Raw genomic sequence first — 26,340 nt, 5'->3', positions numbered from 1 at the left:
AAGAACCATCCATTACGAGCAGCCCATCATGAACCAGCCATTATTCGGCGCTAAAGCCGTAGCGGCGCAGAATGGCTTGCCCTTCGTCTTCTTGCAGCCACTGATAGAAAGCGCTGGCGACCTCTCCCGCCTGATTGGTCAGTACCATGCGCTGGCGTAGTGGGCTGTGCCATGCTTCAGGAATAAGTACGTACTCACTTCGCTCACTCAACGCAGGGGCAAGCGCCAAAGAGTAAGCAACTAATCCGCCGCGAGCATCGTCTGAAAGCGCAAACTGCGCTGCCTGGGAGACATTTTCGCCTAGTACGCGCAAAGGCTCGGTTTGCTCCCAAAGCCCGGCATGCTCAAGCGCCTGTTTCGCCGCCACGCCGTAAGGCGCGTGCTCTGGGTTAGCCAGGGCGATGCGCTCAGTGGCGCCACTTGCGTGAGCTTCCAGCGCGCTTTTCACCGCCGCTAGCGGGGTATCCTCACTGGGCAAATTATCGTGCCCGCTGCGCTGCAGCCACACTAAACGCCCAATGGCGTAGATCACGCCCTCGTCTTTGGTGTAACCCTCTTCATACAGCGCCTGAACGTAGCGTTCGTCAGCCGAGAGGTAGAGTTCAAAAGGCGCGCCCTGGGCGATTTGGCGGCGAAAGTTGCCCGACGAGCCAAAGTTGAGCCGCAGGGCATGGCCGGTTTGCTGCTTAAACTGCTCAGCGGCTTCAGTGAGGGCAAACTGCAGATCCGAAGCCGCGGCGACAATGGGCGCCCCTGCCATCGCAGGGGACCCAATCAGCAGCAGGCAGGCCAGCAGCAGCCCACGAGCGGCTTTAGCGGTTGCTAGCTTCAGCATTTTCGTCGCTAATCTCCATCACTTTCATGGTGTTGGTGCCGCCGTGGGCATTCATGTGGTCACCGCGGGTAAGGATCACATGGTCACCGACTTTAGAGATACCCATCTTCACCAGTAGCTCAAGGGCACGACCGTTTAGCTCGGTGGCGCTCATTTCAGAGGTATCAAACGGCAGCGAGACAACGCCGCGGTAGAGCGCCATACGCCGCTGGGCGATGGGGTTATGGGCCAGGCCCACAATCGGCAAGCCCGAACTAATGCGCGAGGCAATCAGCGGCGTATAGCCCGACGACGTCATACAGGCAATCGCGGTGACGCCAGTCATATGGTTGGCAGCGTACATGGCGGAAAGCGCGATGGTTTCGTCCGGGCGGGTAAAGCCTTCATGAATACGGTGGCCGGACTCCTGGGCGGACTTTTCACGCTCGGCACCCAAACAAACACGCGACATCGCTTCCACGGTTTCCAGCGGGTAATCGCCCGCAGCGGTTTCCGCCGAAAGCATGACCGCATCGCTGCCATCCAGCACCGCGTTGGCCACGTCAAACACTTCTGCGCGGGTGGGAAGCGGCGCCGAAATCATGCTTTCCATCATTTGTGTGGCGGTAATCACCGCACGATTCAACGAGCGTGCTCGTTTGATCATGCGCTTTTGCACGCCGACCAGTTTGGCATCGCCAATTTCAACGCCAAGATCGCCCCGCGCTACCATTACCGCTTCAGAGGCTTCGATAATGCCGTCCAGTGTGGCGTCATCCGCCACAGCTTCGGCGCGCTCGACCTTGGCAACCAAACCAATTTCCTTGCCCGCCTCGCCCAACAGGCGGCGCGCTTCGAGCATATCTTCGGCATGGCGGGGGAAAGAAATGGCGAGGTAGTCGACGCCAATCTCAACAGCGGTTTTGAGGTCTTCTTTGTCTTTCTCGGTCAATGCCGGCGCTGATAGCCCACCGCCCTGCTTGTTGATGCCTTTATGGTTGGAGAGCTTACCGCCCACGACCACAGTGGTGTGCACCTGCTGACCTTCAACGCGGGCCACGTCGAGCACCAAGCGCCCATCGTCTAATAGTAGGCGGTCACCGGCGGTGACGTCTTGGGAGAGGGTTTTATAATCACAGCCCACCTGGTGAATATCACCCGCATCGCCATCCAGCGCCATATCAAGAATAAACGGCTGGCCCTCTTTGAGCACCACGGCACCATCTCTAAACCGCGCAATACGAATCTTGGGGCCCTGCAGATCACCCAACACCGCGACACTGCGGCCTAGCTGGGCAGCAATTTCACGCMCCTCGGTCAAACGGCGGCGGTGGTCATCGGCGGTGCCATGGGAGAAATTTAGACGCACCACATCCACACCCGCTTTAAGCATGGCTTCCAACACGCCTTCCCGGTCGCTGGCAGGCCCAAGGGTGGCGACAATTTTGGTACGACGGATCGAAGAGAAGTGCAGTGCGTTCATAATATTCCAACCATGCAAATTAACGTGTAGTGGCTCTATTTAGTCACCCTAGCTTATCAGTTTAACGCGCTCTACATGACAGCGGTGCAACGTATCGGGTTGGACTACGCTAGCGTCACCGTGATCGCCAGAGGGAACTCATCACAGTTATTGCCATCGCCGCCCCTGTCCACCACCAAGAACTCGCCTTCACGTTCCAGCACCGATTGAATCGCATGCCAAGTGCCTGCGCGGTAGTTCACCCCTTGGCGGCCATCGGTGACAAAAGCGCGTACATATGCAGGATCAATGTTCTCACCTGCCGGGGCAACCACGACAATAAATCGTTCCTGGTGAAGCGGCATAAACGCTTGGCTGCCCTGGGGGTGGCGCTCTAAAAACGTTAGCTCCAACGGCAGTGTAATCGGCTGGCTCACGAAGATATTGATCAGCGTGTGAGCGTTTTCGCCCTGGGTTTCCACCTTGGCAAGATCATGGTGGCGCTGGGTGCGCCCAGCGTTAATAGGAAACGACGCTGAAGKGCGTGCATCAATCACATCGCCAAAAGGGGCGAAGGCGTCAGCCGTTAGCGGCTCGGCTTTTAGTTCAAGMATTGCAGTTCCTTAGCGAGACGACAGTTTAAGAGAAGCATGACGGTTAACGTCTTTATACAACAAATACCGGAACGGCCCTGGGCCAGCGGCGTAGCAGGCTTGGGGGCAAAAAGCGCGCAGCCACATAAAAYCCCCAGCTTCCACTTCTACCCAGTTTTGATTTAAGTGGTAAACAGCTTTGCCTTCAAGCACGTACAACCCATGTTCCATGACATGTGTTTCGTCAAAGGGGATAACGCCGCCGGGCTGAAAGGTCACGATATTGACGTGCATATCGTGGCGGACGTCCGCGGGGTCGACAAAGCGCGTGGTGGCCCAGCGCCCTTCGGTGCCCGGCATTTCGATGGGAGCAATGTCCTGCTCGTTGGTAACAAATGCCTTTGGTACTTCAAGCCCTTCAACAAACTCATAGGCCTTACGCACCCAGTGGAAACGTACCGGCGCGTTAGATTCATTGCGCACCTGCCAGTTGCTGCCGGGGGGAATAAACGCATAGCCGCCGGGCTGCAGGGTGTGGCGCTCACCAGCAAGGGTAAGCGTTAACTCACCCTCTACAATAAACAGCACGCCCTCGGCCTGGGAATCTGGCTCGGGTTTATCGCTACCGCCCTGGGGCTGCACTTCCATAATGTACTGGGAGAACGTTTCGGCAAACCCCGACAGCGGCCGCGCCAGCACCCATAGCCGAGTGCCTTCCCAGAACGGCAGATTGCTGGTAACGATATCGCGCATGACGCCTTTAGGGATCAGCGCATAGGCTTCGGTAAATACCGCACGGTCGGCGGTAATTTGTGTTTGTGGCGGGTGCCCGCCGGTGGGGGCGTAGTAAGTAGCTGGCATTTTTAAACCTATATTGCTTAGTAAAAACAAGAGACATATATCTTGTATACAATATTAGCGAACCATATTAAAGCGATCTTTGGCGAAGCTCTTTAGCAAAACGCTTGTGAAACACTCCTCCCAATAGTAACGTCTTTAGAAACTTTCGTTTCATAATTCTAAAACCATACGAACATGTCCACAAACAGCATCCTCGGCACGAATTGGCTTCCGCAAACCGTTGCGCTCACGAACCCTATCGTTGCTCGGTCRGGCGCTTATAACCGCCGATATTGATAACAACAGCCATCCTGGATGGCAGCTCTAAAACGCGAGGCTTAGCATGTCCCAACACACCCCCTCTCCGTCCTCCCCGGGCAGCCCCACACCTAAGAAAAGCTGGTGTCGGATCCCTGATATATACGCGGTTCTATTTATCTTTATCGCCCTGGCCGCGATAGCTACGCACTTTGTGCCGGCCGGGCAGTTCGAGCGTGTTCCTGGCCCGAATGGGCGCATCACTATCGACCCGACCTCTTATGAGCAGATCGCTTCGTCACCGGTTGGCATCGTCGACTTTATGCTGGCGATACCCAACGGCTTGATGAGTGCCGGAGAAGTCGTCTTTTTCACCTTTATGATTGGCGGCATGTTTATGGTGCTAAGGCGCACCGGCATTATTGAAATAGGTGKGGATAAGTTAACACGCCGCTTTGCCCGCCAGAGCCTGCTCACTATTCCCGTTTTGATGACAGTATTTGCGCTGATAGCCACCGTCATCGGCACTCAGGAATTGGCACTGGTCTATGTGCCCGTCATCCTGCCGCTGATGATTGCCTTGCGCTTCGACTCAGTCACGGCCGCAGCGGKGGCGCTTTGCGCCACCACGGTCGGCTTTACGACGGGCGTACTCAACCCCATTAACACAGGGCTTGGGCAGCAACTTTCAGACCTACCGCTCTATTCCGGTTATGGGCTGCGTATTATGGCGTTTATTGTCATGCTGGCTGTGGCGATTTTTTTCGTCATGCGTTACGCCCGCAGAGTGCGCCAAACACCCTCGTTCAGCCTATTGAGCCGCGACCAGGGCGAATCCGAAAAACGCACGCTGTACCAACACGCTGATAATAGCCCTGCATTAATCGCCACCGCTCGCCAAAAACTGGCCGCTGTCGCAACGTTCGCCTTCTTTGCAGTCCTCGTTTATGGCGTCCTGCAGCAAGGCTGGTTCATGATGGAGATGGCGGGTCTGTTTATCATCATGGGCATTGTGGTTGGCCTGATTGCGGGCCTCGACACCGACGAAATATGCTCGGGCTTCAACCAGGGCTTCCGCGATGTATTGGTCGGCGCCATGATCGCAGGCGTCGCCCGGGGCGTTGCCGTGATGCTGGAAGATGGCCAGATCATGGATACGCTGGTGTTTGGGCTAGGCAATCTCGTCGGTGGCTTACCTACTCTACTTTCCGCGATTGGCATGTTCTTCGCCCAGCTGGGCTTCAATTTTATTGTCCCTTCCGGCAGCGGCCAGGCCCTGGTCACCATGCCGCTGATGGCACCGCTCTCCGACATTATTGGCGTTACTCGCCAAACGGCGGTGCTGGCATATCAGCTTGGCGATGGCATCGGCAATATTCTCTMCCCAACGTCAGGCTACTTTATGGCCACTCTGGCGCTTGCGGGCGTGCCATGGCAAAAGTGGGTCAAATTCTTCTTCCCACTTTTTTGCGTATGGGTAGTGATTGCCCTGGGCTTTCTTATCTTTGCCCAGGCAACGCAGTGGACCGGCTAGAAGTGGATCGACTAGAGCACCGCAGAGATAAACTGCTTTAGCTCCGGCGTTTGCGGGTTGCTGAACAGCTCGCCGGGGGCGCCCTCTTCATGGATGCGCCCCTGGTGCATAAATACCACGCGGTCAGCTACGTCGCGGGCGAAGCTCATCTCGTGGGTGACTAGAATCAGCGTCATACCCTCTTTTGCTAAAGCTTCCAGCACCCGCAGCACTTCCCCAACCAATTCAGGATCAAGCGCTGACGTCACCTCATCGCAAAGCATGACCTTCGGGCGCATCGCCAACGCCCGGGCAATAGCCACGCGCTGCTGCTGACCGCCGGAGAGCTGTGCCGGATAGGCATCGTACTTGTCCGATAGGCCGACTTTCTCAAGCACTTCCCGAGCGATTTCCTCAACCTCAGCCTTGGCTTCGCCGCGCACCACCAGCGGTGCCAAACAGACGTTTTCACCCACGGTTTTATGCGGAAACAAATTAAAGCTTTGGAATACCATGCCGACGTTTTCACTCAGCTCTTTGGGCGACATCGACGCCGCATCGAGCTGCTTATCGGCAATGGTGATCTCGCCGCTGTCGTGTTTTTCCAACTGATTCAAGCAACGCAGCAGAGTACTTTTACCCGAGCCGCTGCGGCCAATAATCGCCACGACTTCGCCTTGCGCAACCGAAAGGTTAATACCTTTAAGCACTTCCAGGTCGCCAAAGGCTTTATGAACGTTATCAACGTAGACCAGCGTCATAGAGCTTTTTCTCCAGATAGCGCGCGTAGCAGGAAAGGGGGAAGCACAGCGCGAAGTAAAGCAAAGCCACAAGGGCAAAGATGGTGAAGGGTTCAAAGGTGGCGTTATTGAGCATGGTGCCCGCCTTGGTTAACTCGACAAAGCCGATAATGGAGGCCAGCGCCGTGCCTTTAATGACCTGTACTGAGAAACCCACCGTGGGGGGAATCGACAGCCGCAGCGCCTGGGGCAGAATCACATGGCGCATGGTCTGGAAGTAGTTCATGCCCAGTACCCGTGACGCATGCCACTGCCCTTTAGCCACCGCTTCCAAGCAGCCGCGCCAGATGTCACACAGAAAGGCGCTGGTAAACAGGGTGAGTGCAATGGAGGCGGCCAACCAGGCGGAGATCGGATGCCCCATGGCAGCAGCGCCAAAGAAGATCAAAAACAGCTGCATCAGTAGCGGCGTGCCCTGGAAAAGATCCACATAGAGTGACGTTAAGCGCTGCAGCCAGCGATTGCTTGAGAGGCGCATAAAGGTCAATAGCAGCCCCACCGTAGCCCCGCCCAAAAAGGCAATCAGCGACAGCACAACCGTCCAGCGAGCCGCCAGCAACAGGTTGCGCAAAATATCCCAGAAGGTGAACTCAATCATCGTTGTTCTCCTTGCTGATAGGCGAATACACGCTTGCCCACCAGCATAAAGCTGCGCCGCATGCCGAAGGCGAGGAGCAAATAGACCAGCGTGATCAGCAGGTAGACTTCGAAGCTGCGGAAGTTGCGCGACTGGATAAAGTTAGCCGCGTAGGTCAGATCAAACACAGAAATCTGCGACACCACCGCCGAACCCAGCATGACGATAATCGACTGGCTGATCAGTGCCGGGTAAACCCGCGCAAAAGCAGGCACCAGCACCACATGGCGATAGCTTTGCAATGTGGTCATGCCCAGCGCCCGTCCGGCCTCCAGCTGACCTTTCGCCGTGGCGCTAATACCTGCGCGTAAAATCTCGGCGCTATAGGCGGCCAGGTTAAGCGTCATGGCAATAAAGGCCGCGGTGATGGCATCGATTTTGATGCCGAGCCCGGGAAGCCCGAAGAAGATAAAAAACAGCTGCACGATAAAGGGCGTGTTGCGGGTCAATTCGACGTAGCCGCCGAGCCCCCAGCGCACCCATGGCTGCGCGTTTACGCGTAAATACGCTACTGCCACTGCCAGCGCTAGCCCCGTCAAGGTAGTCACCACGGTCAAAATGACCGTGGTGGTAAGACCTTTGAGCAGCTCACTGACATAGGGCAACAGAGTAAGGAAATCGAGTGTTGGCCCCATGGTGACCCTCAGCTACCGAAGTTTTCAGGCAGGTCGGCGCTGAACCAGCGCTGAGACATCTCATTCAAAGTGCCATCTTCCAAGCCCTGGGCGATCAGGCGATTCACTTCTTCCATTAGCGCAGGCTCGTCCTTATTCATGCCTACATAACAGGGTGAATCTTTGAGCTGGTAAATCAGCGAGGGCGCGCGATCGCTGTTGCGTTCGGCGATTTCGGCGGCGACTACGTTACCGGTGGCGACGTAATCGACTTGACCGGATAGAAACGCAGAAATAGTTGTGGCGTTATCTTCAAAGCGCTGAACTGTGGTCGAGTCTGGGGCAACCTCAGAAAGCTCCATATCCTCAACAGCACCGCGGGTTACGCCGATGGTTTTATCGGCTAAACCGTCCGGGCCTTCCACGCTTTCATCTTCATCAGCACTGAACACGCCTAAGAAAAACGGCGCGTAGGCGTCTGAAAAGTCGATCGCCGCTTCGCGTTCCGGGTTCTTACCCAGGCTAGAGATCACCAAATCCGCCTGACCGGTCTGCAAATAGGGAATCCGGTTAGCGCTGGTAACGGTGATCAGCTCAAGCTCAACGCCCATCTCGTCAGCGAGGTAGTTGGCCATATCAATATCGTAGCCACGCGGTTCCAGGTCGGTGCCCACCGAGCCAAACGGCGGAAAATCCTGTGGTACAGCAATACGGATGGTGCCGCGGGACTCGATATCCTCAAGAGCATCCGCATGAACGCTGGGGCTGGTGGCGAACGCACCCAGGGCGACTGCGGCACTCAGTCCCGTGGCTAAAACGCTAGTCTGTAGACACTTGAAGCGACGGGTAAGGGAGTGATTAAGGCGGTGTGATAACGATTTCATAAAGCTCTCCTAGCAAGCGCATGTTCTGCAAAATCTTGGTTTTGCTAGAGACAATTCGCTGAATAATTAGCAGTGGTGGTCTGAGCAATGGAAGCAAAGCGAATGAAAGTTTTGTTGCATAAAATCTAACAAAGAAACTTTCGTTTCACCTGATCACCTAAAAGCAATCGTGATACCAGAAGTCACTAAGATTTTTTATAACAGTAGCTTAGCGGGCATGCGTAGCCGCAATGCCATTGAAACCGCATCGGAAGGAGAGTTTGAATAAAAATAAGTGCAACGTCTTGGTGCAGTTTTCATCCATCGACAAGACCAGGTGCACCATTAAAGGAGGTCGAGCCTACTGGGCGCTCCAATCTACGCTCATGGTGGGCGCTTCCAGCTCACTAAGCTCGGCGTAAACATCGCTGATCGCGCTGATCCGCTCTCGACCTTCTGCAAGGCGCCGATGCAGTACGCCGTTGGCGAGCAGGCAGATCAAGCTATTAGCGGCGGCGTAGCTATCAAACGCCGAAAGGCTTTCTAGCGGCGCTTCCAACAACCAGTTGACTTGAGAAGCGAAATTTACCGCGGTGGGGTCAGCAATTAACGCCACCTTGGCAGGCGTTCGCTCAAGGGCATTGATCAGCGCAGCAAACGCCGCTGGGCGCCGGCGGAAACCAAACAGCACCACCACATCCTGCTCGGTTAAATCGACAATCTCTTCGGCTAACGACTGGTTAGGGKGGGGAACCACCCGCACCTGGGTGCGCGCCTGAATTAACTGCTGACGAAAATGCAGCGCCAACGGGTAGCTATTACGAAACCCGATCACCACCACATGGCGCGCGCTATCCAGGCGTTCTACCAACGCTGAAAACTGATCTGCGGCAATACCGTTTAAGCAGCGCTGCAGGTTTTCCTGCTCGCGCTGCAAGTGACGCTGAAACGGCGCCCCCGCCTCATCCTGCATGGCGTTGGCATCAATCACCAACGGCACCCCCAGGTTGCGCAGCTGGCGGGCGTGGTCTTTAACGGTGCGGTAGCTCTCAAACCCCAACCGCTTGAACAGGCGACTGACGGTCGATTTGGAAACCCCGGTCAGGCGCGCCAAATCAGCGGCGCTGTACACCGCTAGATCATCAAAGTGATCGAGGATAAAGCTCGCCACCCGCTGCTCCTGGGCACTTAGCGCGTCAAACTGGGCGGTAATTCGCTGTCCGATATGCGGCGTCATAACATCCTATTGAGCTGTCTGATTAGCGGGTTGATGGCGGGTGGTGCTCCGCCCAGTGGCGGGCGATATCGACCCGCCGGGCCACCCACACCCGGTCGTGGGTTTCGATGTAATCCAAAAAGCGCTGCAACGCGCGAAAACGCCCTGGCCGCCCCAATAAACGGCAGTGCATACCGATAGAGAGCATTTTCGGCGCCTCCTCCCCTTCCGCGTAGAGCACATCAAAGGCGTCACGCAGGTAGGTAAAGAAGTGATCCGCGGTATTAAAACCTTGCGGCGCGGCAAAGCGCATATCGTTGCTGTCCAGGGTGTAAGGTACGATTAAGTGGTTATGCTCACTACCCTGACTATCGGTCACCTGCGTCCAGAAAGGCAAATCATCGCCGTAGTAGTCGCTATCGTAAAGGAAACCGCCCTCATCCAGAACTAAGCGTCGGGTATTGGGACTGTCGCGGCCGGTATACCAACCCTGGGGTTTTTCACCGTAAAGGCGCTGAAAAATCTCCATGGCCTGTTGAAGGTGTTGCCGCTCAACGTGCTCGGAGACTTCCTGATAGTGAATCCAGCGGTAGCCATGGCAGGCAATCTCGTGGCCTAGCTCTTTAAACGCCATGGCGACATCCGGGTTGCGCTCCAGCGCCATGGCCACGCCAAACACCGTGAGCGGCAGATCGCGCTTCTCGAACTCACGAAGAATGCGCCATACCCCAGCGCGGGAGCCGTACTCGTAGATCGACTCCATGCTCAGGTGGCGATCAGGATAAGCCGGTGCGCCGATGATTTCTGACAGGAACTGCTCGGAGCCTGAATCGCCATGCAGCACACAGTTCTCGCCACCTTCTTCGTAATTGAGCACGAACTGAACGGCAATTTTGGCCTTGTTGGGCCAATTAGCGTGGGGTGGATTACGCCCGTAACCGATTAAGTCGCGTGGGTAATGGCTCTTAGAGGATGACGACATAGCTAGCTCCTTTTATGCCTATTTCTGGCTCGTCACTGGCGAATGAGCAGCCCAGCGATACAGAAAATTATTTGTATACAAAATAGCGAGATTAATAACGGACCGCAACGCGGCCGGACGCTAATCCCCTGACACTCATAGCGTTTCTAAGTTAAAACATCGTTAAGCTGTTGAATCCTGAACAATTGGTCAAACTTTTAGCGGGACATTTTTATCGTCTATTCACGTTTAGAGGCTTGCGTAAGGCTAGAAACCGCCCTATTTTTGTATACAAGAAAATTTATATTGTTTACATACGGATTGCTCAACGTGCATATACGCATCATTAACCCTAACACCACGGCTTCCATGACCGCTGCTATGGGTCAGGCAGCACAGCAGCAGGCGGGGCCAGGCACCACGGTCAGCGCTTCCCAGCCTGACGCAGGCCCGGTTTCGATTGAAAGCCATTTTGACGAAGCGATCAGCGCGGTGGGAGTTGCCGAAGAGGTGCTTAAAGGCGAGCGCGAAGGCGGCATCGATGCCTACGTGGTGGCCTGTTTCGGCGACCCAGGCTTGCTCGCTGCCCGCGAACTCACCCGCGCACCTGTGATTGGCATTGCCGAAGCGGCGTTTCATCTTGCCACCCTGGTGAGCACCCGTTTTTCTATTGTGACCACCTTGGGTCGCACCGGCATTATTGCCGAGCACTTGCTACAGCAGTACGGCTTTAGCCACCACTGCCGCCGCATTCGCGCTGCGGAAATTCCGGTGTTGGATCTTGAGCACCACCCTGAAGCGGCGTTTACCCGCATTGTTGAAGAGTGCTGCCGCGCCCGGGATGAAGACGGCATTGGCGCCATCGTTCTAGGCTGCGGCGGCATGGCGAATTTGACCCAGGAGATCAGCCGCGAAGTCGGCCTACCGGTAGTGGAAGGTGTTAGCGCTGCGCTAAAACTGGCGGAATCGCTGGTCGGTTTAGGTCTGTATACCAGCAAGCACGGCGATCTCGCCTACCCACGGCCGAAAGCGTTCACCGGCAAGTTTGCTGGGCTTACTGACCTTGCGCTACCGCTTAAGCCATCAACGCTCTAAAAAACAACGTCTCACAAAACCATGACTAAAAAACATTTAATAACAATAAATTAAGAAACACGAACGTCCAATAGCACGCCACGCCGCAAGCGTTTCCCGATGTTAAATCGGGGATTAATAAAACCGATAATCTTGCGAGGACGACACCATGAGCGCTTCAACCTCGGCTCTTGCGTCAGACGACCGATCCGATGCTGGATCAAAAGCAATAGGGGCGGAGAGCTTAGCCCCGCAACACACCCGGATTATGGGGCGTAGCTCCTATTTTCTGGCCTGGTTCGGCGGCTGCGTTTCCATTGGCACCTTCGCCATGGGCTCAAGCGTGGTCGGCACCTTAAACCTGTTACAAGCCACCCTGGCCATCGCCATCGGGTGCTTTGTGATCGGTATAGCTCTCGCCATTAACGGGGCCGCGGGCTACAAGTACGGCATTCCGTTTATGGKGCAGGCGCGCAGCGCCTTCGGCTTTACCGGCACGCGGCTGCCCGGCTTAGTGCGCGCGGTGCCTGCGGTAGTGTGGTACGGCTTTCAAAGCTGGATTGGCGCCGGGGCACTGAATATGGTGTCGGCCACCCTGTTCGGTTTCGACAACCTTATCTTCTACTTTATTACCTTCCAGTTCCTGCAAATTGGCCTGTCGGTAATGGGCTTTCAGGGCATCAAATGGTTAGAGAATATCGGCAGCGCCTTTATCCTCGTCTCGTTGATGTATATGTTCTACGCCACGGTGCAGCGCTATGGCGATGAGCTTTCCGCCAGCCTGCTGACCATGGAAGGCTCCTGGGGCATGCCGTTCTGGGGTGCGACCATGCTGTTCCTGGGCATCTACAGCACCATGATGCTCAACGTTAGCGACTACTCTCGCGAGCATAAAAAGGGCACCGCCCAAAGCCTGCTGACCACCATTTACGCCATGTCGATTCTGCCCTGCACGCTGTTTATGGGCTTGATCGGCTATATGGTCTCCCAGGCCACCGGCACCGCCGACCCTATCCAGGTGTTTGCCAACGCCGTCGACAACACGCCGCTGCTGATGACCACCCTGCTGTTCATCGCCTTTGCCCAGGTGACCACCAACGTACTCAATAACGTAGTACCGCCCACCTACGTGCTGATGGACGTGTTTAAGATCAAGTTCCCCGTCGCCACGGTGATCGTTGGACTACTGGCCTTCGCCACCTTCCCCTGGAAACTTGTTCAGCCGGGCTCCGCAGCAGGTCTACAGCTGTTTGTTCAAACGTACTCTGCCTTCCTAGGCCCCATCTTCGCCATTCTGGTGGTGGACTATTACGTTATTCGTCGTCGCACGCTGGATATCGACAAACTCTATGACGCCAACGGCCCTTACCAAGGCGTGAACCTAGCTGCGTTTATTGCCACCGCGATCGGTATTGCGGCGGCGCTCTCTTTCTCGGCGATCTCGTGGTACGCCAGCCTGATACCCGCAGGCGTGAGCTACTACCTGTTAATGAAGTACTGGGCACCCTGCCAGCGCTTTAGCCAGTAATCCCATTTGCCAACCTGCGAGTCAAGACAATGAAAGAGAGCAACGACGTTAGTGATCTGGATATCAAACATATCGATCCCACGTTATATAACGAGGATCTAGCGCCGCTGAAACCCCAGGATCGTAACTGGGGTGCCTTTGAGATATTTAATGTCTGGTCTAACGACATCCAGAGCCTGTTTGGCTACACCCTGGCGGCCTCACTGTTTTTAACCTACGGTCTCAACGGCTGGGCGGTGATGGCGGCGATTATTCTGGCCGGTGTGATCGTAATGTTTTTGGTTAACCTCACCGGCAAACCCAGCGTTAAATACGGCATTCCCTTTCCGGTGATGGTGCGCGCCAGCATGGGGGTACGCGGCGCCAACCTACCCGCGATGCTGCGCGCGATCGTGGGGATTTTCTGGTACGGCGTGCAGACCTACTTCGCCTCCACCGCCGTCACCCTACTGATTACCGCTTTTGTTGGCGCAGGCGATGGTGGCACCTTCCTGGGGCTTTCCGGCGTGGCCTGGGTGTCATTTGTGATTGTGTGGCTGTTTCAAATCGCCATTTTCTGGCAGGGCATCGAGCGCATTAAGCACTTTCTCAACTGGGCAGGCCCGCTGGTCTACGTGGTGATGCTGGTGCTGATGATCATCGTTTGGTATCAGGCGGGAAGTGAGCTAATCCCCGCTATTGGCACTATTTTTAGCGGCGATGGTGAAACCAGCGGCAGCTCAATCGCGGCCTTTATGGCGATTGTAGGCACCATGGTGGCGTACTTTGCGGCAGTGGTGATCAACTTCGGCGACTTCACCCGCTTTGTAAAAACCGAACGTCAGATGAAGCTAGGCAACCTGCTCGGCTTGCCGCTTAACGTGGCATTCTTCTCGTTTATCGCGCTGATTATTACCGCAGGCACCCTGGTGCTGTTTGGCGAGGCGCTGACCAATCCCGCCGATATCGTTGAACGGGTAGATTCACTGCCGCTGACGATTATCGCTGCGCTGACCTTCTTTGCCGCCACGGTAGGCATCAACCTGGTCGCCAACTTTATTCCCCCAGCCTACGACCTGGCCAACCTGTTTCCCAGCAAAATCAGCTTTAAAATGGGCGGCCTGATTACCGCGGTAATCGCGTTCTTCGTCGGTGCGCTATGGCTCTCAGTCATCAGCCAGATTGGCGTTCCCGGCTTTGTGAATGCGCTAGGCGCCATCGTCGCGCCCTTCTACGGCATTATCGTAGTCGACTACTACCTGATTAAGCGACAGCACCTGAACATGCAGGAGCTCTTCTCATCAGCACCGGGCAGCGCCTACTACTACGTCAACGGCTGGAACACCCGCGCGCTTATCGCTTTTGGCGTGGCGGCGCTGTTCTCGCTTTCTACCGTGTTAGTACCCGCACTATCCAGCCTGGGCGGCTACGGCTGGCTGATTGGTGCTGGCTTAGGTGGGTTGTTCTACTACGGGTTGATGCGGCAGTTTAAGGCTGAGGCTGCGCTGGCTCAATAGCTGACAAAAGGGTCGTAACTAGCTGATTAGAAGCTCATACAAGCGCCATCGGTTTTGCCGATGGCGCTTTTTTTTGGTCACGGGCTGGCGTGGCCAGTTAGAAACTGCGTGCATGCTCCCATAGCGCTACCAAGTAACGTATTTTGCGCTATCAAAACTCAGCGGAATGAGATATTTTCGAGCTGTAGTGCGCGTTTTTCTGGTAGCCTGCAGCGAGATAAAGTGAGTTTTTACGCTATATCAGTAATTTGTGAATTATTAGTACATTTTGGTTTTCCAGGAAAACGAGCATGCTTATGAATAAACTGTTAAGTGTACGGAGAGCTCATGTACATCAAAGCAATCGAGACAAAATATAAAGGGTATCGGTTTAGAAGCCGGAGTGAAGCTCGATGGGCTGTATTTTTTGACACCGCGAAAATTAAGTGGGAATACGAGCTCGAAGGTTACGATGTAAATGGAACATGGTATCTGCCCGATTTCTATTTGCCTGATTTTAATAGTTTCTTCGAGGTGAAAGGCACCGGCGACTATGATGATGAAACCATACAACTCTTCTCTGAACTTATTGGCAAAAAGGTTTTAATAGCAATTGGTAAGCCACCGGAGCCTGGAGAGTGGGACTGTGGTGAGTCCTATGGCTTGCAAACTGTATTTCCATCGCAAGAGTGGCATGATGATGTGGCGTGGGGATATAAGGATATGTTTTTGGAGTGTGATGACTGCGGTCGCATTAGTATAATGAATGAGGTTTACTCAACTATGAAGGATGCTTGTGGAGCGTGCCATAAATCTCGGTTAATGCCTCTTTATCATCCGCTTAAAGCTTGGCGGTCGGCTAGGTTTGAGTTTGGCGGGAGTGGAAACACTTAACAAATCAATCAACTTCGCGCCTGCGGCGCCGGACAGCTTACTCTACGCTTCGCTCCGTTACAGCTGCCGGTTATTGAGGCGTTATGTTTTACCAAGAAGGATAGGAAGTTATGACGATTTATGAAGAAACAGTAGATGCACTTAAGGAAATGGAGACTGTAGCCTCCCACATCAAGAGTCTTGGTAAAATTATGAATAAAACTGAAGATGCTAAACTCAAGCAGCTTTTAGGCAAGGTGATAACGAAGCTGCAAACTTCTCATGCCAATCCAAAGGTAAAGGGAAAATCCACTCCGGGCAACCTCTACAACGTCAAGGATCTCCATATAGAAAGCCTTATTAAATATTGTGAAAATATAATCCCTACAAAAAGGCCCGAGTGGCAAATCTTGGCTGAGCGTAATGGCTGGGCACCAAAAACATAACCAACCATGGCAGTCGGAAATATTTTKCTTCGCTGCGCTCAAAGCGCAAAATATGCCGCTGCTTAGGGGCGTTATGTGGCTCATAGCCAAATTTCAAGGATGCTTTTATGTCATTTTTACCAACAATCAATGAATTTATTAACGAAAACGATGGCAACCCCCTGCATAAGGAAATGATTGATGATATCTGTGAGTTTCCAGAAGGTGAGAAACGCTTCGAGTTGAGGCTGCAAGCAATTCAAAGGATAGATGATATCGTTATGTTCCATCGCTTTGTGATGGTTACACACAAGAATAATCAACAAGTTGTAGAGCCAGGGTTTGAAGCATTCAATGAACATTATCAGGGAATTTTCGACAACGTTTGTGATGATAACCCTGAACAAGTAGCAACCACTCGAATGGCATTCAATGCATTTGATATTTACAAACAACAAAGCCAAATCAAGTGTATTGCCAATGAAAGCTTGGTTATTAACCTCTGGGCTACTATAGAGCAGTATACCAATCGTGCTCTTCAAGTTTTATTATCAAAGCAAGCGTCAAACTCTCATAGATGGCATGAAATAGTCAATAAATTTAAAGAAAATGACTTTGATATTGAGCTACTTGCAGCGTACGAAACAATTAACGAAATTAGAGTTCTTAATAATAAAATTAAGCATTCATATAGTGTCGATGAGCAGCTTGCAAAATTTCAATATTTCAGAATATACGATGGAAAATCTATAAGCAATGTACCTTTAAGGGTGCAAGATTATATATTGGCGACGTATCATTTTATTGTTCAACTTATTAACATTATAGGCCCGTCAGAAAGGTATCCTGATGGTGAAGAAGGTTAAAAATTTACACCTTTAAAATCACATAACAAACGCCTGCAATCTGACCTCCGGCCATTGAGGCGTGTGTTATAAGTCATTGAATTGATCGAGGGGAGGCGAGATGGAGGAAGAGTATCCAAATGAAGACAGCCGCCACTGTCAGGAGTTCACCCTGGATGGTCACACTATTGACGTTCGGACTTATCGGGGAATTGAGCCACCCACAGGGTGTTTCCGGGAAGTGGTTGATGAAAGCGGGACTTCAACGATATGGGATGACCAGTTAGCTTCTGATGATAAGGCGATGGCGGAGCCGAATTCGACCCTAGAACAGGAAGGGATTGGCCCGCTGGTGGATACTTTGAACAAATAGTGCATTCAATACCATATAACAAGGTTATTGTGTACGCGCCCTGTGGGCGCCAGACGCTCGTTCCTCGCGCCGCACATAACCGGCGTTATGAGGGGCCAGCCAGGAGATCTCATGGTAACCAGAGAAAGCATGAAACTTTGGATAATTGCATGCCTTCAACAGCGAGGAGGTAGTGGTTGGCCTCGTGAAGTTTCAAAATATGTTTGGGACAATCACGAAGCAGAACTCAAAGCCTCCGGCGATCTCTTGTATACCTGGCAGTATGATATTCGCTGGGCTGCTCAGCAGCTAAGAAATGATGGTGTACTTAAACCCGTAAATGGAAGACGCGACTTACCATGGGAATTGATGTAGATGCGCTCACAAGCTCATAAACAGCGCCAGCACAAACGCGCCCGTTGGGCGCTCGACTCGCAACAAGTTGCTCGCTTGTGTAGCGTGCGTTATGCAATTCAAAGACATGAGCGAGTAGGCAATGGATAAAGCAATAATAGGTTTAGTCGGCGTTGCCCTTGGTGTCTTGCTTGGAATTCTAAAAGACTGGATATTTCAAAAGGCAAAGAGAAAAAAGGAATATGAATATTTGGCAATAAGAGTGGCTTGTGAACTGGATCGCTTTGTTTATAGGTGTGTTGATGTAGCTCAGGATGATGGTACTTCGTATGGTCAATATGACAAGGATGGGTGTGCGCGTATACAGGTTACACCACCAGAGTTTAACCCGAATGATCTTGATGTAGATTGGAGATCGCTACCTTCAAATCTAATGTACGAAATTTTAAACCTGCCAAATAAGATAGAAACTGCAAATGAAGCCATATCCTCCATATTCGATCATGTGGAAGGGCCACCATATTACGAAGAGGGGTTTGAAGCTAGACAGCTACATTATTCTGAGCTGGGCCTTTTCGCCATGGGGCTGGCTAAAAGACTAAGAAAGTACGCAAAGCTCCCTGCTTTTGAAGCACCGGAGAATTGGAGTCCAAATGAAATGCTTAACGACAAGAGAAAGCAAATTATTAAGATTCAAGAAGAGCGGTATAGAGCACAAGATAAGCTTATGAATAAGTTGGGGGCAGACAGTGCATAACAAGGTCAAGCACCATCGCGCACTACGTGCGCTGGACCTCACTACGCACGGCAGGTGTTGGCAGCGTTAGGCATCCAGAAACTTTCACCATCAACGTCGAGGTGTAGTGAATAAAGCCATATGAATGACTCTTACCCTTCGACCATATACAAGTACGAAGACTTTACCGTTCAGTCCTTGCGCAACCTCAAGACGCAGACAATCTATTTTGGATCACCACAAAACTTCAACGACCCTTACGACTGTGCTTTGAGGCCGAACTTTGCAGTACCGACAGACGAACAGATCGAACAGGTTCGACGGCACTACTTGGCTCGGTTCAACTTGCCTGAACAAGGTCGAGAAGAACTGGAACATTTGAGTTGTGAACAACTTCGAGAACTTGTGGTGCGAAGCGCCCGAAAGGTTGCTGAGGATTACGCGGAGAACTTTCTTTCAGAGAAAGGAGTATCGTGCTTTTCAGAGATTCACCATGATCTTCTAATGTGGTCTCATTATGGCGGGCGGTATAAGGGTTTTTGCTTGGAGTTTGCCACTGACTACGAGCCATTCCATAAGCTCCGAGAAGTCAAATACGTAGAGCAGATACCAAGAATCGATCCAATCACAATAATTCTTCAAGACAGATACGACGACTACCTGAACCTGTTTTGTACAAAATCGATTAACTGGAGTTACGAGAGAGAATGGCGAGCCATCCACCATGTAGCTGGAACAGCTTTCACATATCCCTCCGAAGCGCTGCGCGGAGTGTATTTCGGCCCAGATATTGACACAGACTGTATGGAGATCGTGTGCCTTATCCTTTCTGGTCAGAACCCGAATGTTAGATTTTGGCAGGGACTGCGGAGTGAGGAGCACTTTAAGGTCGAATTTGAACACTTTACTTATACCAGTCACCTCGATGCGAAGCGACGGGGCCTCAAGTAAATCACTGGGAGTTTCTAACCCCCAGCCCTGCTGACAGCAATAAGAAGAGCATTGATTCAGGGTCGGGAAGAGTATGATAATGTCATACCTCTCCCATGTTTGGAGTATCAACTATGAGCATGCACCGGAAAACCATCACGCTGACTGAGCAGCAGAACGACTGGGTAAAAGCTCAGATTGAAAGCGGTCACTATGGCAATGATAGTGAATACATCCGCGATCTTATCCGAAGGGATCAGCAGACCAAACAACGCCTTGCCATGCTAAGACAAGCCCTCGTTGAGGGTGAGTCAAGCGGGAACCCGAAACCCCTGGATATATCGGCTATTAAGGCGGCTGGCCGTAAGCGGATCAAGGCGGTTGATTAGTGCTTGAGTTAAATGTCACGCCAAAGGCGGAATCAGATCTCATCGGAATTTGGGTGTATACCTGTGAGGAATGGGGCGTTGATCAGGCGGATAATTACCTGGATCGGCTTGAGACCGGCATGAAACGGCTGATTGATCATCCATCGCTTGGCGCGAACTACGACCATGTTTTTTCTGGGTATCACAGATTACAGGTCGAGCACCACGCTGTTTTTTATCAACTGCATGACTCGGAAGTGCTCGTTGTTCGTGTGCTTCACGAGGACATGGATGCACCGGAAAGGCTTCTGGAGTAGTGGGCGCTATATTTTCGGCGCAGCTTCAAGATCTCCAGCAAGCCCCGTGCCGTTGCCGCCCAACAAATAGCGACAATTACTCGCTACGCTCCTAATTTTCCGGTGAGCGGAGTTAGATAGTCGTGGTTGAGGGCTTCAGCTTCGAGAAAGAAACCGGTTTTGCTTGGCTCCAGTCCAAATAGTCGGAAGAATCATGGGTTTCCCAGAATTCTCGCTCTTCCTCCTCGGTTTTGAACTCAGGCATCTTTTTTAGCTTGCTCATAAACAGCCCTCTCCTTTCGGTGCATATCGCGAGCGGAGGTTACAACTAGTGATTCTTCTCCAGCGCCAAATGATTGTCTATTTCTTTTATTTTATCTTCCGTGTGGTGATTGACGTAAAGCACCGTGGTCTCTTTCCCTGCACAAATTTTCTCGATGAGCGCGAGAACCAGCTGGCGGTTCATATCGTCCAGGCCGAGGCAGGGCTCGTCTAGAATCAACAGCGGCGGGTGTTTCACCATGGCGCGGGCGATAAGCAGCAAGCGCTGGTCGCCGTAAGAGAGTTTGTTAAAGGGCTGATCGGCGCGGTCTTTCATGCCGAGTAGTTCGAGCCACTGGTCGGCGATTTTTTTCTGATGATCGGTGGATTTTGTGTACACGCCGATGCTGTCGTAGAAGCCGGAAATAATCACGTTTTTGCAGCTGGTGCTGACGCGATACTCCCACTGCAGGGCAGTGGAGACATAGCCGATAAACTGCTTGATCTGCCAGATGCTTTCGCCGTTACCGCGCTGGAAGCCAAACACAAAAATATCGTTGGTATAGCACTGGGGGTGATCCCCTGTGATCAGGGACAAAACACAGGTTTTACCGCTACCGTTGGGGCCACTTAGTTGCCAGTGCTGCCCCTGCTCTATCGTCCAATCCAGCTTATCGACAATCACGGTATCGCCGTATTGGATAGTCGCTTGCTTGAGCTTCACTAACGGCTGACTGGGGTCGAGAGCGGGTAATTTATTGGCTGGGTCGGCCTCGGGCAGGCTTAGGTCGGTGGTTTTCAAATGCAGCAATTGGTAAAGCTCATTGAAGGCGGCTTCGTCCTGACGGTCTACGGTGAATGCTAAACGTCCGCTATCTCCTCGCTTTTTATCTCCTCTCTTTTTCTCCAAGCGCTGTTTATCCAGATAGGCAATATGGGTGATGAAGTCCGGCATTTCATCAAAGCGATTCAGCACCATCACCATGGGAACGGTATCGATGATGGAGGCGAGATGGGCTTGCAGCATGGCGAGGGTGTCGACGTCCAAACCATCAAACGGCTCGTCTAAAATCAGCAAGTCCGGCTTGCTCGACAGAGCACGAATCAGCATGACTTTTCGGGTTTCGCCCGTGGAGAGCTTACGAAAGGCGCGGTCGAGTAGCTTCGTAAGACCGAACTTTTCGACCAGCTCGCTGGCGAGTTCAGGGTCTTGGCACTGCTCGAAAATCATTTCATTGACGGGGGTGCCAAGTGAAATGACATCCATGATATCGGCATCGTCTTTTTTTAACTCTTTGGCGATCAGTTCGGCTTGCGCTTCGAAAGAGACCAAGCCAATGTTTTTGGGAAGCCCTTGAATAGTGCCCGCTTCAATCTTACCAACGCCAGCCAACGCTGCCGCCAGGGCCGATTTGCCTGAGCCATTGGTGCCAGTGATAACCCAATGCTGGTAGGGTTCAATGATCCAATCAATCTCGCTTAGGGTGAAGCGGTCATCAAAACTGATCGTCGCTTTATTTAGCTGAATACGCGCTAAGCGGCTTGAAGGCTCCATCAATGTGTTCCTTATTGTTTGGAAAAATCACTGTTCGCATGCAATGAGACAAAAAAGCCGAGAATATCGTGGCGATATCTCGGCTTTTTTGATGACTTAGCGGTCTATCATTTAATCAGCCGATTAAACGATCTTCTTCATGTCCGCCATATGGCCACGCAGCACTGAGCCCACGGCTTCAACCGGGTGAGCGCGCAGGGCATCGTTGACTTCGATTAAACGGGCGTTATCTACGCCGTTGTCGTCCAGATCCAGGCCTTTACCGATAACATCGGATTTGATGCCTTTCATAAAGTCAGCCAGTAGCGGCACACAAGCGTGGTTGTAGAGGTAGCAACCGTACTCCGCGGTGTCAGAGATGGTCGCGTTCATTTCGTACAGTTTCTTACGCGCGATAGTGTTGGCGATCAGTGGCGTTTCGTGGAGCGACTCGTAGTAAGCCGACTCGGCGATAATGCCAGCCGCGGTCATGGTTTCGAAAGCAAGCTCAACGCCCGCTTTCACCATCGCTACCATCAAGATGCCGTTGTCGAAGTATTCCTGTTCAGTAATCTCTACGTCAGCAGCAGGAGTTTTCTCGAAGTTGGTTTCTGCTGTTTCTGCCCGCCATTTGTGCAGGTTCGCGTCATCATTCGCCCAGTCTTCCATCATCGTGTGAGAGAAATGGCCGCTCATGATGTCGTCTTGGTGCTTGTTGTAGAGCGGACGCATGATGTCTTTTAGCTCTTCAGCAAGATCAAAAGCTTTGATCTTGGCCGGGTTAGAAAGACGGTCCAGCATGTTGGTCACGCCGCCGTATTTCAGTGCTTCCGTGATGTTTTCCCAGCCGTACTGGATCAGCTTAGAGGCGTAGCCAGGCTCGATACCCTCTTCGATCATTTTGTCGAAGCAGAGGATAGAGCCGGTTTGCAGCATGCCGCAAAGGATCGTCTGCTCACCCATCAGGTCGGATTTAACTTCCGCGATGAAAGAGGACATCAGTACGCCAGCTTTGTGGCCGCCAGTGCCCACTGCGTAGGCTTTTGCCAGGGCAAGGCCTTCGCCTTTCGGATCGTTGGCTTCGTGAACGGCGATCAAGGTGGGAACGCCGAAACCACGCACGTATTCAGCGCGAACTTCGGAACCTGGGCATTTGGGCGCCACCATGATGACGGTTAAGTCTTCACGGATTTTCATGCCCTCTTCTACGATGTTGAAACCGTGGGAGTAAGATAGGCAGGCGCCCTCTTTCATCAGCGGCATTACCGCCTTTACAACAGAGGTGTGCTGCTTATCGGGCGTCAGGTTCAATACAACGTCTGCCGTGGGGATCAACTCTTCGTAGGTACCTACAACAAAACCGTTCTCGGTGGCGTTTTTCCACGACTGACGCTTTTGCTCAATGGCTTCAGGGCGCAGTGCGTAAGAGACGTCTAAGCCGCTGTCGCGTAGGTTCAAGCCTTGGTTGAGGCCTTGGGCGCCACAGCCGATCACGACCATTTTTTTGCCTTTCAGCGCTTCTACGCCATCGGCAAATTCAGAGCTGTACATGAAACGACATTTGGCGAGTTGAGCCAGTTGCTCGCGGAGCGGCAGCGTATTGAAGTAGTTAGCCATCGTTAGCATCCTAATGTTTTATGATCGCGACATCGATGTGAGGCACACCGATGCTAAAACCGGTACTTAAGAGAGKGACACAGCCGCCAGATGCGAGACCCAGCGTTATGTGAGTAAGGCCAATCTAACCAAAAATGACCATTTCTTAAATTGATATATTTGCAACAGCATGTCCCTTTTTTTGCAAAACTCAATTATGATGGCGTTTATGAATTTTAAAATTTTAAAACAATTCCTGGCCTTGGCAGAAACCCTGCATTTCGGGCGCGCCAGCGATGAGTGCTATGTCAGCATTTCTGCCCTGTCGCGCAATATTCGGCATTTAGAAGAGGAGCTGGGGGTGTCGCTGTTTAATCGCGACAACCGTACCGTGGTGTTGACCCAGGAGGGGCAAAAGTTTCTCAAGTACGCCCGCGATGCCAGCAGCCAATGGCATTTGATTCGTCATGAATTGACGGACAATCCTGATCAATTAAGCGGGGAAATCAGCCTGTATGGCTCCGTCACCGCCAGCTACAGCTTTTTGCACGAGCTGCTGCGCCGTTTTCGTATTGCCTACCCGATCATAGAAATCAAGCTGCGCACGGGGGATCCAGAACACGCGATTGCGCATGTTCTGGATGGTAAAGAAGATCTTAGCATCGCGGCCCAGCCTGCCAACTTGCCGCGAGGCCTGGCGTTTAAATCCATTGCCACGTCGCCTTTGCTGTTTATTGCGCCCCTTGAGCAGCAGGTGCCGAATGTGCCAACGAACACGCCAACCACACCGCAAGAGTGGGCGAGCATCCCGATGATTCTATCGGAGAGCGGTGTCTCAAGAGCCCGTGTGGATGAGTGGTTTCGCCAGTTGGATGTCTCCCCGCGCATTTATGCACAGGTCACCGGCAATGAAGCCATCGTGAGCATGGTGAGCTTGGGCTTTGGGATTGGCGTGGTGCCAAAAATCGTCCTCGACAACAGCCCATTGATGGATCGCATTCGCGTGCTCGACGTGACACCGGAACTGGAACCCTACGATATTGGTTTGTTTACCTTAAAGAAAAACCTAAAAAACCCACTGGTCGACGCGTTTTGGCGGTTGATGTAAGCCCTGCTTAATAAGCCCCAGGCGCTGTTTTTTTAGCGATCCGAAACCGCCCTTMCCCGCCAAAAATCTGCTGCAGATCCGGTGCGCTCTCTTCCTCTTCGACCATGGAGAGCGAGGCTTCGATGGCTTTTAGGTGGCGGCTCATAAAGGCTTTGGCGCGCTCGCCGTTGCCTGCCTCCAGGTAGCCGATCAGATCGTCGTGGTCGTGGGATTCGCAGCCCAAATGACCGCGGTGGCCGTAGACGGCAAGGATCAGCGAAGAGCGCGAGCAGAGCCGCTCGACAAATTCCGCCAGGGTGGCGTTGCCTGATAGCTGCGCTAGGCGCACATGAAAGTCGGCCGATAGCCGAATGGCGACGCTCTGTTGGCCGCTGCGCAGCGCCTGACGCTCCTGGCGGGCCATTTCGCGCAGCTCCGCGGCCGCTTTTTCGCCCATGCGTCGGGCTACGTCAGGCATTAATCCGCACTCAATTAACTGGCGGGCATCGAAAACGTCTTTGGCTTCATCGGCAGTGGGCCGAGTAACGCTGGCCCCGCGGCGCGGTGTTAGCGTGACTAACTGCTCCAGCGCTAAGCGCTGCAGAATTTTACGAATACCGGTGCGACTAATGCCAAAGACATCCGCCAGCGCATCTTCGCGCAGCCGTGCGCCGGGCTTTAAGCGCTGCTCAACAATCGCATCGCTGACGGCACGATAGATAGACTCGTGGCGCTCGTCGCCCTCTTTGCTGTCTTTACCTTCTTTGACAGGAGCGCGCCGCTTTTCCGGCGCCTGCGCATCACTCATAGCTGGCCTCTTTGATTATTCCTCCCAAGCGGCAATGATATCGCGCTCTTCATCGCTCATGTTGGTCATATTGCCTAACGGCATATAGCGGCTGGCCACGACCTGCTGAATTTGCGTCTTCTGGCCGAGAATTTCATCCCAGTTCTCAAACGCAAACCCAGCCGGTGGTGCGGAGAAACCGGCATGTTCCGGGTTGCGTGCGTGGCACTGCACACAGTGCTGCTCAATCAAACCGGTGATTTGTGCCTGATCAGGCCCTTGTGCGTCGGCATCACTACCCGTTGACGAAGCACTCGGTGCGGCCACCCAAAACGCCAACAGAATAAGCCCTACCCCAAAAGCGGGATACGCGGGCTGGGTTTTGCCTGCGTGCATTAGAACAAAGAATTGCCGTATCAAAGCACCGGCAAAGATAAACAGCACCATCACCACCCAGGCAAGCTCATGGGAGTAGATAAACGAGTAGTGATTACTCACCATCAGCAAAACGACCGGCAGCGTGAAGTAGGTGTTATGCACCGAGCGCTGTTTGCCGCGTTTGCCATCCAGCGGATTGGGCGCATCGCCCGCCTTCATGGCTTTTACCATGCGGCGCTGGCCGGGAATAATCCAGAAGAAGACGTTAGCCGACATCGCCGTCGCCATGACGGCACCGGTGAGCAAAAAGGCGGCGCGGCCGGTGAACATTTGCGTGCTTAGGTAGGCCACCACGACCATCATGACGGCAACCGCAACGCTGAGCAGGCCGTCGCGATCCATATTGGGGCTAATGCGCTTACACAGTTCGTTGTAAACCACCCAGCCGCCTAATAAAAAGGCCAACGCCAGAATATTGGCCTGCCAGCCCGTCATGTTGGCGGCCCACTGCCAGGGACTATTAGGGTTTACCAAATAGAAGCCCGGATTAACCATGTAGAGAATGACGAACAGCGCAAAGCCGGAAAGCCAGGTGGTGTAGGCTTTCCAGAATGACCAGTGCAGATCATTGGGCAGCTTGGCAGGCGCCGTGGCGTACTTCTGGTTGTGGTAGAAGCCGCCGCCATGCACCGACCACATTTCGCCAAACACGCCCTTTTCGCGGTCTTCCGCTGCCTTCGGCGAGCGCAGGCTATTATCCAGCATCACGAAATAGATCGACTCGCCGATCCAGGCGATAGCCGCAATCACATGCAGCCAGCGCAGCAGCAAGTTCACAAAATCAATAATATAGGCTTGCATGCCAGGCCC

Annotated in this window: 30 protein-coding genes; 14 read left to right on the top strand and 16 right to left on the bottom strand. The window is 53.0% G+C overall.

Going from position 1 to position 26,340, the window contains the following annotated elements; all coding sequences use genetic code 11:
- Positions 1-40: 40 nt before the first annotated feature.
- The 4 genes from modA to HALO_RS05690 all read right to left on the bottom strand — a co-directional run bounded on the left by modA (position 41) and on the right by HALO_RS05690 (position 3,730).
- Positions 41-835 (bottom strand): molybdate ABC transporter substrate-binding protein, encoded by a 795-nt coding sequence (gene modA / locus HALO_RS05705; protein WP_035585322.1) that lies wholly within the window; start codon positions 833-835, stop codon positions 41-43.
- On the bottom strand, positions 813-2,297 hold the full coding sequence (gene pyk, locus HALO_RS05700; protein ID WP_050713166.1) for a pyruvate kinase: 1,485 nt from the start codon (positions 2,295-2,297) through the stop codon (positions 813-815). The genes modA and pyk overlap by 23 nt, the downstream gene beginning before the upstream one ends.
- Positions 2,298-2,401: 104 nt before the next feature.
- Positions 2,402-2,890 carry an ureidoglycolate lyase gene (locus HALO_RS05695; protein ID WP_050713165.1) on the bottom strand — a complete coding sequence of 163 codons (489 nt, stop codon included), beginning with the start codon at positions 2,888-2,890 and terminating at the stop codon, positions 2,402-2,404.
- 9 nt (positions 2,891-2,899) lie between these two features.
- Complete coding sequence (locus tag HALO_RS05690) at positions 2,900-3,730, bottom strand: bifunctional allantoicase/(S)-ureidoglycine aminohydrolase (protein ID WP_050713164.1); 831 nt, start codon at positions 3,728-3,730, stop codon at positions 2,900-2,902.
- A gap of 322 nt (positions 3,731-4,052) precedes the next feature.
- Between HALO_RS05690 and HALO_RS05685 the strand changes: the two genes are divergently transcribed.
- A complete protein-coding gene (locus HALO_RS05685) occupies positions 4,053-5,501 on the top strand; it encodes a YfcC family protein (protein WP_050713163.1) in 1,449 nt (482 codons plus the stop codon).
- A gap of 11 nt (positions 5,502-5,512) precedes the next feature.
- Here HALO_RS05685 and HALO_RS05680 read toward each other — a convergent pair whose 3' ends face one another.
- The 6 genes from HALO_RS05680 to puuE all read right to left on the bottom strand — a co-directional run bounded on the left by HALO_RS05680 (position 5,513) and on the right by puuE (position 10,592).
- Positions 5,513-6,241: an amino acid ABC transporter ATP-binding protein gene (locus tag HALO_RS05680; RefSeq protein WP_035585332.1), complete on the bottom strand. Its 729-nt coding sequence runs from the start codon at positions 6,239-6,241 to the stop codon at positions 5,513-5,515.
- The gene (locus HALO_RS05675) at positions 6,222-6,878 is read right to left on the bottom strand and encodes an amino acid ABC transporter permease (RefSeq protein WP_035585334.1); all 657 of its coding nucleotides are present in this window, start codon (positions 6,876-6,878) and stop codon (positions 6,222-6,224) included. The genes HALO_RS05680 and HALO_RS05675 overlap by 20 nt, the downstream gene beginning before the upstream one ends.
- The gene (locus HALO_RS05670) at positions 6,875-7,552 is read right to left on the bottom strand and encodes an amino acid ABC transporter permease (RefSeq protein WP_035585336.1); all 678 of its coding nucleotides are present in this window, start codon (positions 7,550-7,552) and stop codon (positions 6,875-6,877) included. The genes HALO_RS05675 and HALO_RS05670 overlap by 4 nt, the downstream gene beginning before the upstream one ends.
- 8 nt (positions 7,553-7,560) lie before the next feature.
- The gene (locus HALO_RS05665) at positions 7,561-8,415 is read right to left on the bottom strand and encodes a transporter substrate-binding domain-containing protein (protein WP_197671977.1); all 855 of its coding nucleotides are present in this window, start codon (positions 8,413-8,415) and stop codon (positions 7,561-7,563) included.
- Positions 8,416-8,755: 340 nt separating this feature from the next.
- The gene (locus HALO_RS05660) at positions 8,756-9,631 is read right to left on the bottom strand and encodes a MurR/RpiR family transcriptional regulator (protein WP_050713162.1); all 876 of its coding nucleotides are present in this window, start codon (positions 9,629-9,631) and stop codon (positions 8,756-8,758) included.
- 22 nt (positions 9,632-9,653) lie between these two features.
- Positions 9,654-10,592 carry an allantoinase PuuE gene (gene puuE / locus HALO_RS05655; protein WP_035585340.1) on the bottom strand — a complete coding sequence of 313 codons (939 nt, stop codon included), beginning with the start codon at positions 10,590-10,592 and terminating at the stop codon, positions 9,654-9,656.
- 309 nt (positions 10,593-10,901) lie between these two features.
- Here puuE and HALO_RS05650 point away from each other — a divergent pair, with 309 nt between their 5' ends.
- From HALO_RS05650 to HALO_RS05610, 9 genes are all read left to right on the top strand, one after another.
- Complete coding sequence (locus HALO_RS05650; RefSeq protein WP_035585342.1) at positions 10,902-11,666, top strand: aspartate/glutamate racemase family protein; 765 nt, start codon at positions 10,902-10,904, stop codon at positions 11,664-11,666.
- A 148-nt stretch (positions 11,667-11,814) separates the two neighbouring features.
- On the top strand, positions 11,815-13,173 hold the full coding sequence (locus tag HALO_RS05645; RefSeq protein ID WP_050713161.1) for an NCS1 family transporter: 1,359 nt from the start codon (positions 11,815-11,817) through the stop codon (positions 13,171-13,173).
- Positions 13,174-13,202: 29 nt separating this feature from the next.
- Positions 13,203-14,669: an NCS1 family nucleobase:cation symporter-1 gene (locus HALO_RS05640; protein WP_035585346.1), complete on the top strand. Its 1,467-nt coding sequence runs from the start codon at positions 13,203-13,205 to the stop codon at positions 14,667-14,669.
- A gap of 327 nt (positions 14,670-14,996) precedes the next feature.
- The gene (locus tag HALO_RS05635) at positions 14,997-15,542 is read left to right on the top strand and encodes a hypothetical protein (protein ID WP_050713160.1); all 546 of its coding nucleotides are present in this window, start codon (positions 14,997-14,999) and stop codon (positions 15,540-15,542) included.
- Positions 15,543-15,652: 110 nt separating this feature from the next.
- Positions 15,653-15,967 carry a hypothetical protein gene (locus HALO_RS05630; RefSeq protein ID WP_050713159.1) on the top strand — a complete coding sequence of 105 codons (315 nt, stop codon included), beginning with the start codon at positions 15,653-15,655 and terminating at the stop codon, positions 15,965-15,967.
- 107 nt (positions 15,968-16,074) lie between these two features.
- Positions 16,075-16,812 (top strand): hypothetical protein, encoded by a 738-nt coding sequence (locus HALO_RS05625; protein ID WP_035585348.1) that lies wholly within the window; start codon positions 16,075-16,077, stop codon positions 16,810-16,812.
- Positions 16,813-16,912: 100 nt separating this feature from the next.
- Positions 16,913-17,164 (top strand): hypothetical protein, encoded by a 252-nt coding sequence (locus tag HALO_RS05620; protein WP_035585350.1) that lies wholly within the window; start codon positions 16,913-16,915, stop codon positions 17,162-17,164.
- Between the two features lie 111 nt (positions 17,165-17,275).
- Complete coding sequence (locus tag HALO_RS05615) at positions 17,276-17,518, top strand: hypothetical protein (protein WP_035585352.1); 243 nt, start codon at positions 17,276-17,278, stop codon at positions 17,516-17,518.
- Positions 17,519-17,639: 121 nt separating this feature from the next.
- The gene (locus HALO_RS05610) at positions 17,640-18,254 is read left to right on the top strand and encodes a hypothetical protein (RefSeq protein WP_035585354.1); all 615 of its coding nucleotides are present in this window, start codon (positions 17,640-17,642) and stop codon (positions 18,252-18,254) included.
- Positions 18,255-18,573: 319 nt separating this feature from the next.
- Here HALO_RS05610 and HALO_RS23445 read toward each other — a convergent pair whose 3' ends face one another.
- Complete coding sequence (locus tag HALO_RS23445) at positions 18,574-18,804, bottom strand: hypothetical protein (RefSeq protein WP_231896812.1); 231 nt, start codon at positions 18,802-18,804, stop codon at positions 18,574-18,576.
- Here HALO_RS23445 and HALO_RS23705 point away from each other — a divergent pair.
- The 3 genes from HALO_RS23705 (at position 18,738) to HALO_RS05595 (ending at position 19,848) form a co-directional block, all read left to right on the top strand.
- Positions 18,738-19,184 (top strand): DUF2971 domain-containing protein, encoded by a 447-nt coding sequence (locus HALO_RS23705; RefSeq protein ID WP_442905733.1) that lies wholly within the window; start codon positions 18,738-18,740, stop codon positions 19,182-19,184. The genes HALO_RS23445 and HALO_RS23705 overlap by 67 nt on opposite strands.
- Positions 19,185-19,297: 113 nt before the next feature.
- Positions 19,298-19,552, top strand: a complete 255-nt coding sequence (locus tag HALO_RS05600; protein WP_035585358.1) for a type II toxin-antitoxin system ParD family antitoxin — start codon at positions 19,298-19,300, stop codon at positions 19,550-19,552.
- Positions 19,552-19,848 carry a type II toxin-antitoxin system RelE/ParE family toxin gene (locus HALO_RS05595; RefSeq protein WP_035585360.1) on the top strand — a complete coding sequence of 99 codons (297 nt, stop codon included), beginning with the start codon at positions 19,552-19,554 and terminating at the stop codon, positions 19,846-19,848. The genes HALO_RS05600 and HALO_RS05595 overlap by 1 nt, the downstream gene beginning before the upstream one ends.
- Positions 19,849-19,960: 112 nt before the next feature.
- Here HALO_RS05595 and HALO_RS05590 read toward each other — a convergent pair whose 3' ends face one another.
- The 3 genes from HALO_RS05590 to ilvC form a co-directional block, all read right to left on the bottom strand.
- Positions 19,961-20,110 (bottom strand): CopG family antitoxin, encoded by a 150-nt coding sequence (locus tag HALO_RS05590; protein ID WP_081899176.1) that lies wholly within the window; start codon positions 20,108-20,110, stop codon positions 19,961-19,963.
- A gap of 45 nt (positions 20,111-20,155) precedes the next feature.
- Positions 20,156-21,643, bottom strand: a complete 1,488-nt coding sequence (gene modF, locus HALO_RS05585; protein WP_035585362.1) for a molybdate ABC transporter ATP-binding protein ModF — start codon at positions 21,641-21,643, stop codon at positions 20,156-20,158.
- Positions 21,644-21,766: 123 nt separating this feature from the next.
- Positions 21,767-23,239: a ketol-acid reductoisomerase gene (gene ilvC, locus HALO_RS05580; protein WP_035585363.1), complete on the bottom strand. Its 1,473-nt coding sequence runs from the start codon at positions 23,237-23,239 to the stop codon at positions 21,767-21,769.
- Between the two features lie 208 nt (positions 23,240-23,447).
- On the opposite strand from ilvC, the gene ilvY reads away from it, so the two are divergent.
- Positions 23,448-24,326 carry an HTH-type transcriptional activator IlvY gene (gene ilvY, locus HALO_RS05575; RefSeq protein ID WP_035585742.1) on the top strand — a complete coding sequence of 293 codons (879 nt, stop codon included), beginning with the start codon at positions 23,448-23,450 and terminating at the stop codon, positions 24,324-24,326.
- A 7-nt stretch (positions 24,327-24,333) separates the two neighbouring features.
- Here the strand turns inward: ilvY and HALO_RS05570 are convergent, their stop codons facing one another.
- Together HALO_RS05570 and HALO_RS05565 are read right to left on the bottom strand one after the other, a co-directional pair.
- Entirely contained in the window at positions 24,334-25,113 is a 780-nt protein-coding gene (locus HALO_RS05570; RefSeq protein ID WP_050713158.1) for a GntR family transcriptional regulator, read from the bottom strand.
- A 15-nt stretch (positions 25,114-25,128) separates the two neighbouring features.
- Positions 25,129-26,331 (bottom strand): urate hydroxylase PuuD, encoded by a 1,203-nt coding sequence (locus tag HALO_RS05565; protein WP_035585367.1) that lies wholly within the window; start codon positions 26,329-26,331, stop codon positions 25,129-25,131.
- Positions 26,332-26,340 lie beyond the last annotated feature (9 nt).

This window comes from Halomonas sp. R57-5 (genome assembly GCF_900070345.1).
In the GTDB taxonomy this organism is placed as follows: Bacteria; Pseudomonadota; Gammaproteobacteria; order Pseudomonadales; family Halomonadaceae; genus Vreelandella; species Vreelandella ventosae_B.
Note: the sequence above shows the minus strand (reverse complement) of the source record. Positions and strands in the feature narration are given on the sequence as shown.

Coding starts and splice junctions, on each gene's coding strand:
- modA (WP_035585322.1), bottom strand. CDS start 835: ATGCTGAAGCTAGCAACCGCTAAAGCCGCTCGTGGGCTGCTGCTGGCC.
- HALO_RS05680 (WP_035585332.1), bottom strand. CDS start 6,241: ATGACGCTGGTCTACGTTGATAACGTTCATAAAGCCTTTGGCGACCTG.
- HALO_RS05675 (WP_035585334.1), bottom strand. CDS start 6,878: ATGATTGAGTTCACCTTCTGGGATATTTTGCGCAACCTGTTGCTGGCG.
- HALO_RS05670 (WP_035585336.1), bottom strand. CDS start 7,552: ATGGGGCCAACACTCGATTTCCTTACTCTGTTGCCCTATGTCAGTGAG.
- HALO_RS05665 (WP_197671977.1), bottom strand. CDS start 8,415: ATGAAATCGTTATCACACCGCCTTAATCACTCCCTTACCCGTCGCTTC.
- puuE (WP_035585340.1), bottom strand. CDS start 10,592: ATGTCGTCATCCTCTAAGAGCCATTACCCACGCGACTTAATCGGTTAC.
- HALO_RS05640 (WP_035585346.1), top strand. CDS start 13,203: ATGAAAGAGAGCAACGACGTTAGTGATCTGGATATCAAACATATCGAT.
- HALO_RS05635 (WP_050713160.1), top strand. CDS start 14,997: ATGTACATCAAAGCAATCGAGACAAAATATAAAGGGTATCGGTTTAGA.
- HALO_RS05630 (WP_050713159.1), top strand. CDS start 15,653: ATGACGATTTATGAAGAAACAGTAGATGCACTTAAGGAAATGGAGACT.
- HALO_RS05625 (WP_035585348.1), top strand. CDS start 16,075: ATGTCATTTTTACCAACAATCAATGAATTTATTAACGAAAACGATGGC.
- HALO_RS05620 (WP_035585350.1), top strand. CDS start 16,913: ATGGAGGAAGAGTATCCAAATGAAGACAGCCGCCACTGTCAGGAGTTC.
- HALO_RS05615 (WP_035585352.1), top strand. CDS start 17,276: ATGGTAACCAGAGAAAGCATGAAACTTTGGATAATTGCATGCCTTCAA.
- HALO_RS05610 (WP_035585354.1), top strand. CDS start 17,640: ATGGATAAAGCAATAATAGGTTTAGTCGGCGTTGCCCTTGGTGTCTTG.
- HALO_RS23705 (WP_442905733.1), top strand. CDS start 18,738: ATGTGGTCTCATTATGGCGGGCGGTATAAGGGTTTTTGCTTGGAGTTT.
- HALO_RS23445 (WP_231896812.1), bottom strand. CDS start 18,804: ATGGCTCGTAGTCAGTGGCAAACTCCAAGCAAAAACCCTTATACCGCC.
- HALO_RS05600 (WP_035585358.1), top strand. CDS start 19,298: ATGAGCATGCACCGGAAAACCATCACGCTGACTGAGCAGCAGAACGAC.
- HALO_RS05590 (WP_081899176.1), bottom strand. CDS start 20,110: ATGAGCAAGCTAAAAAAGATGCCTGAGTTCAAAACCGAGGAGGAAGAG.
- modF (WP_035585362.1), bottom strand. CDS start 21,643: ATGGAGCCTTCAAGCCGCTTAGCGCGTATTCAGCTAAATAAAGCGACG.
- ilvC (WP_035585363.1), bottom strand. CDS start 23,239: ATGGCTAACTACTTCAATACGCTGCCGCTCCGCGAGCAACTGGCTCAA.
- ilvY (WP_035585742.1), top strand. CDS start 23,448: ATGAATTTTAAAATTTTAAAACAATTCCTGGCCTTGGCAGAAACCCTG.
- HALO_RS05565 (WP_035585367.1), bottom strand. CDS start 26,331: ATGCAAGCCTATATTATTGATTTTGTGAACTTGCTGCTGCGCTGGCTG.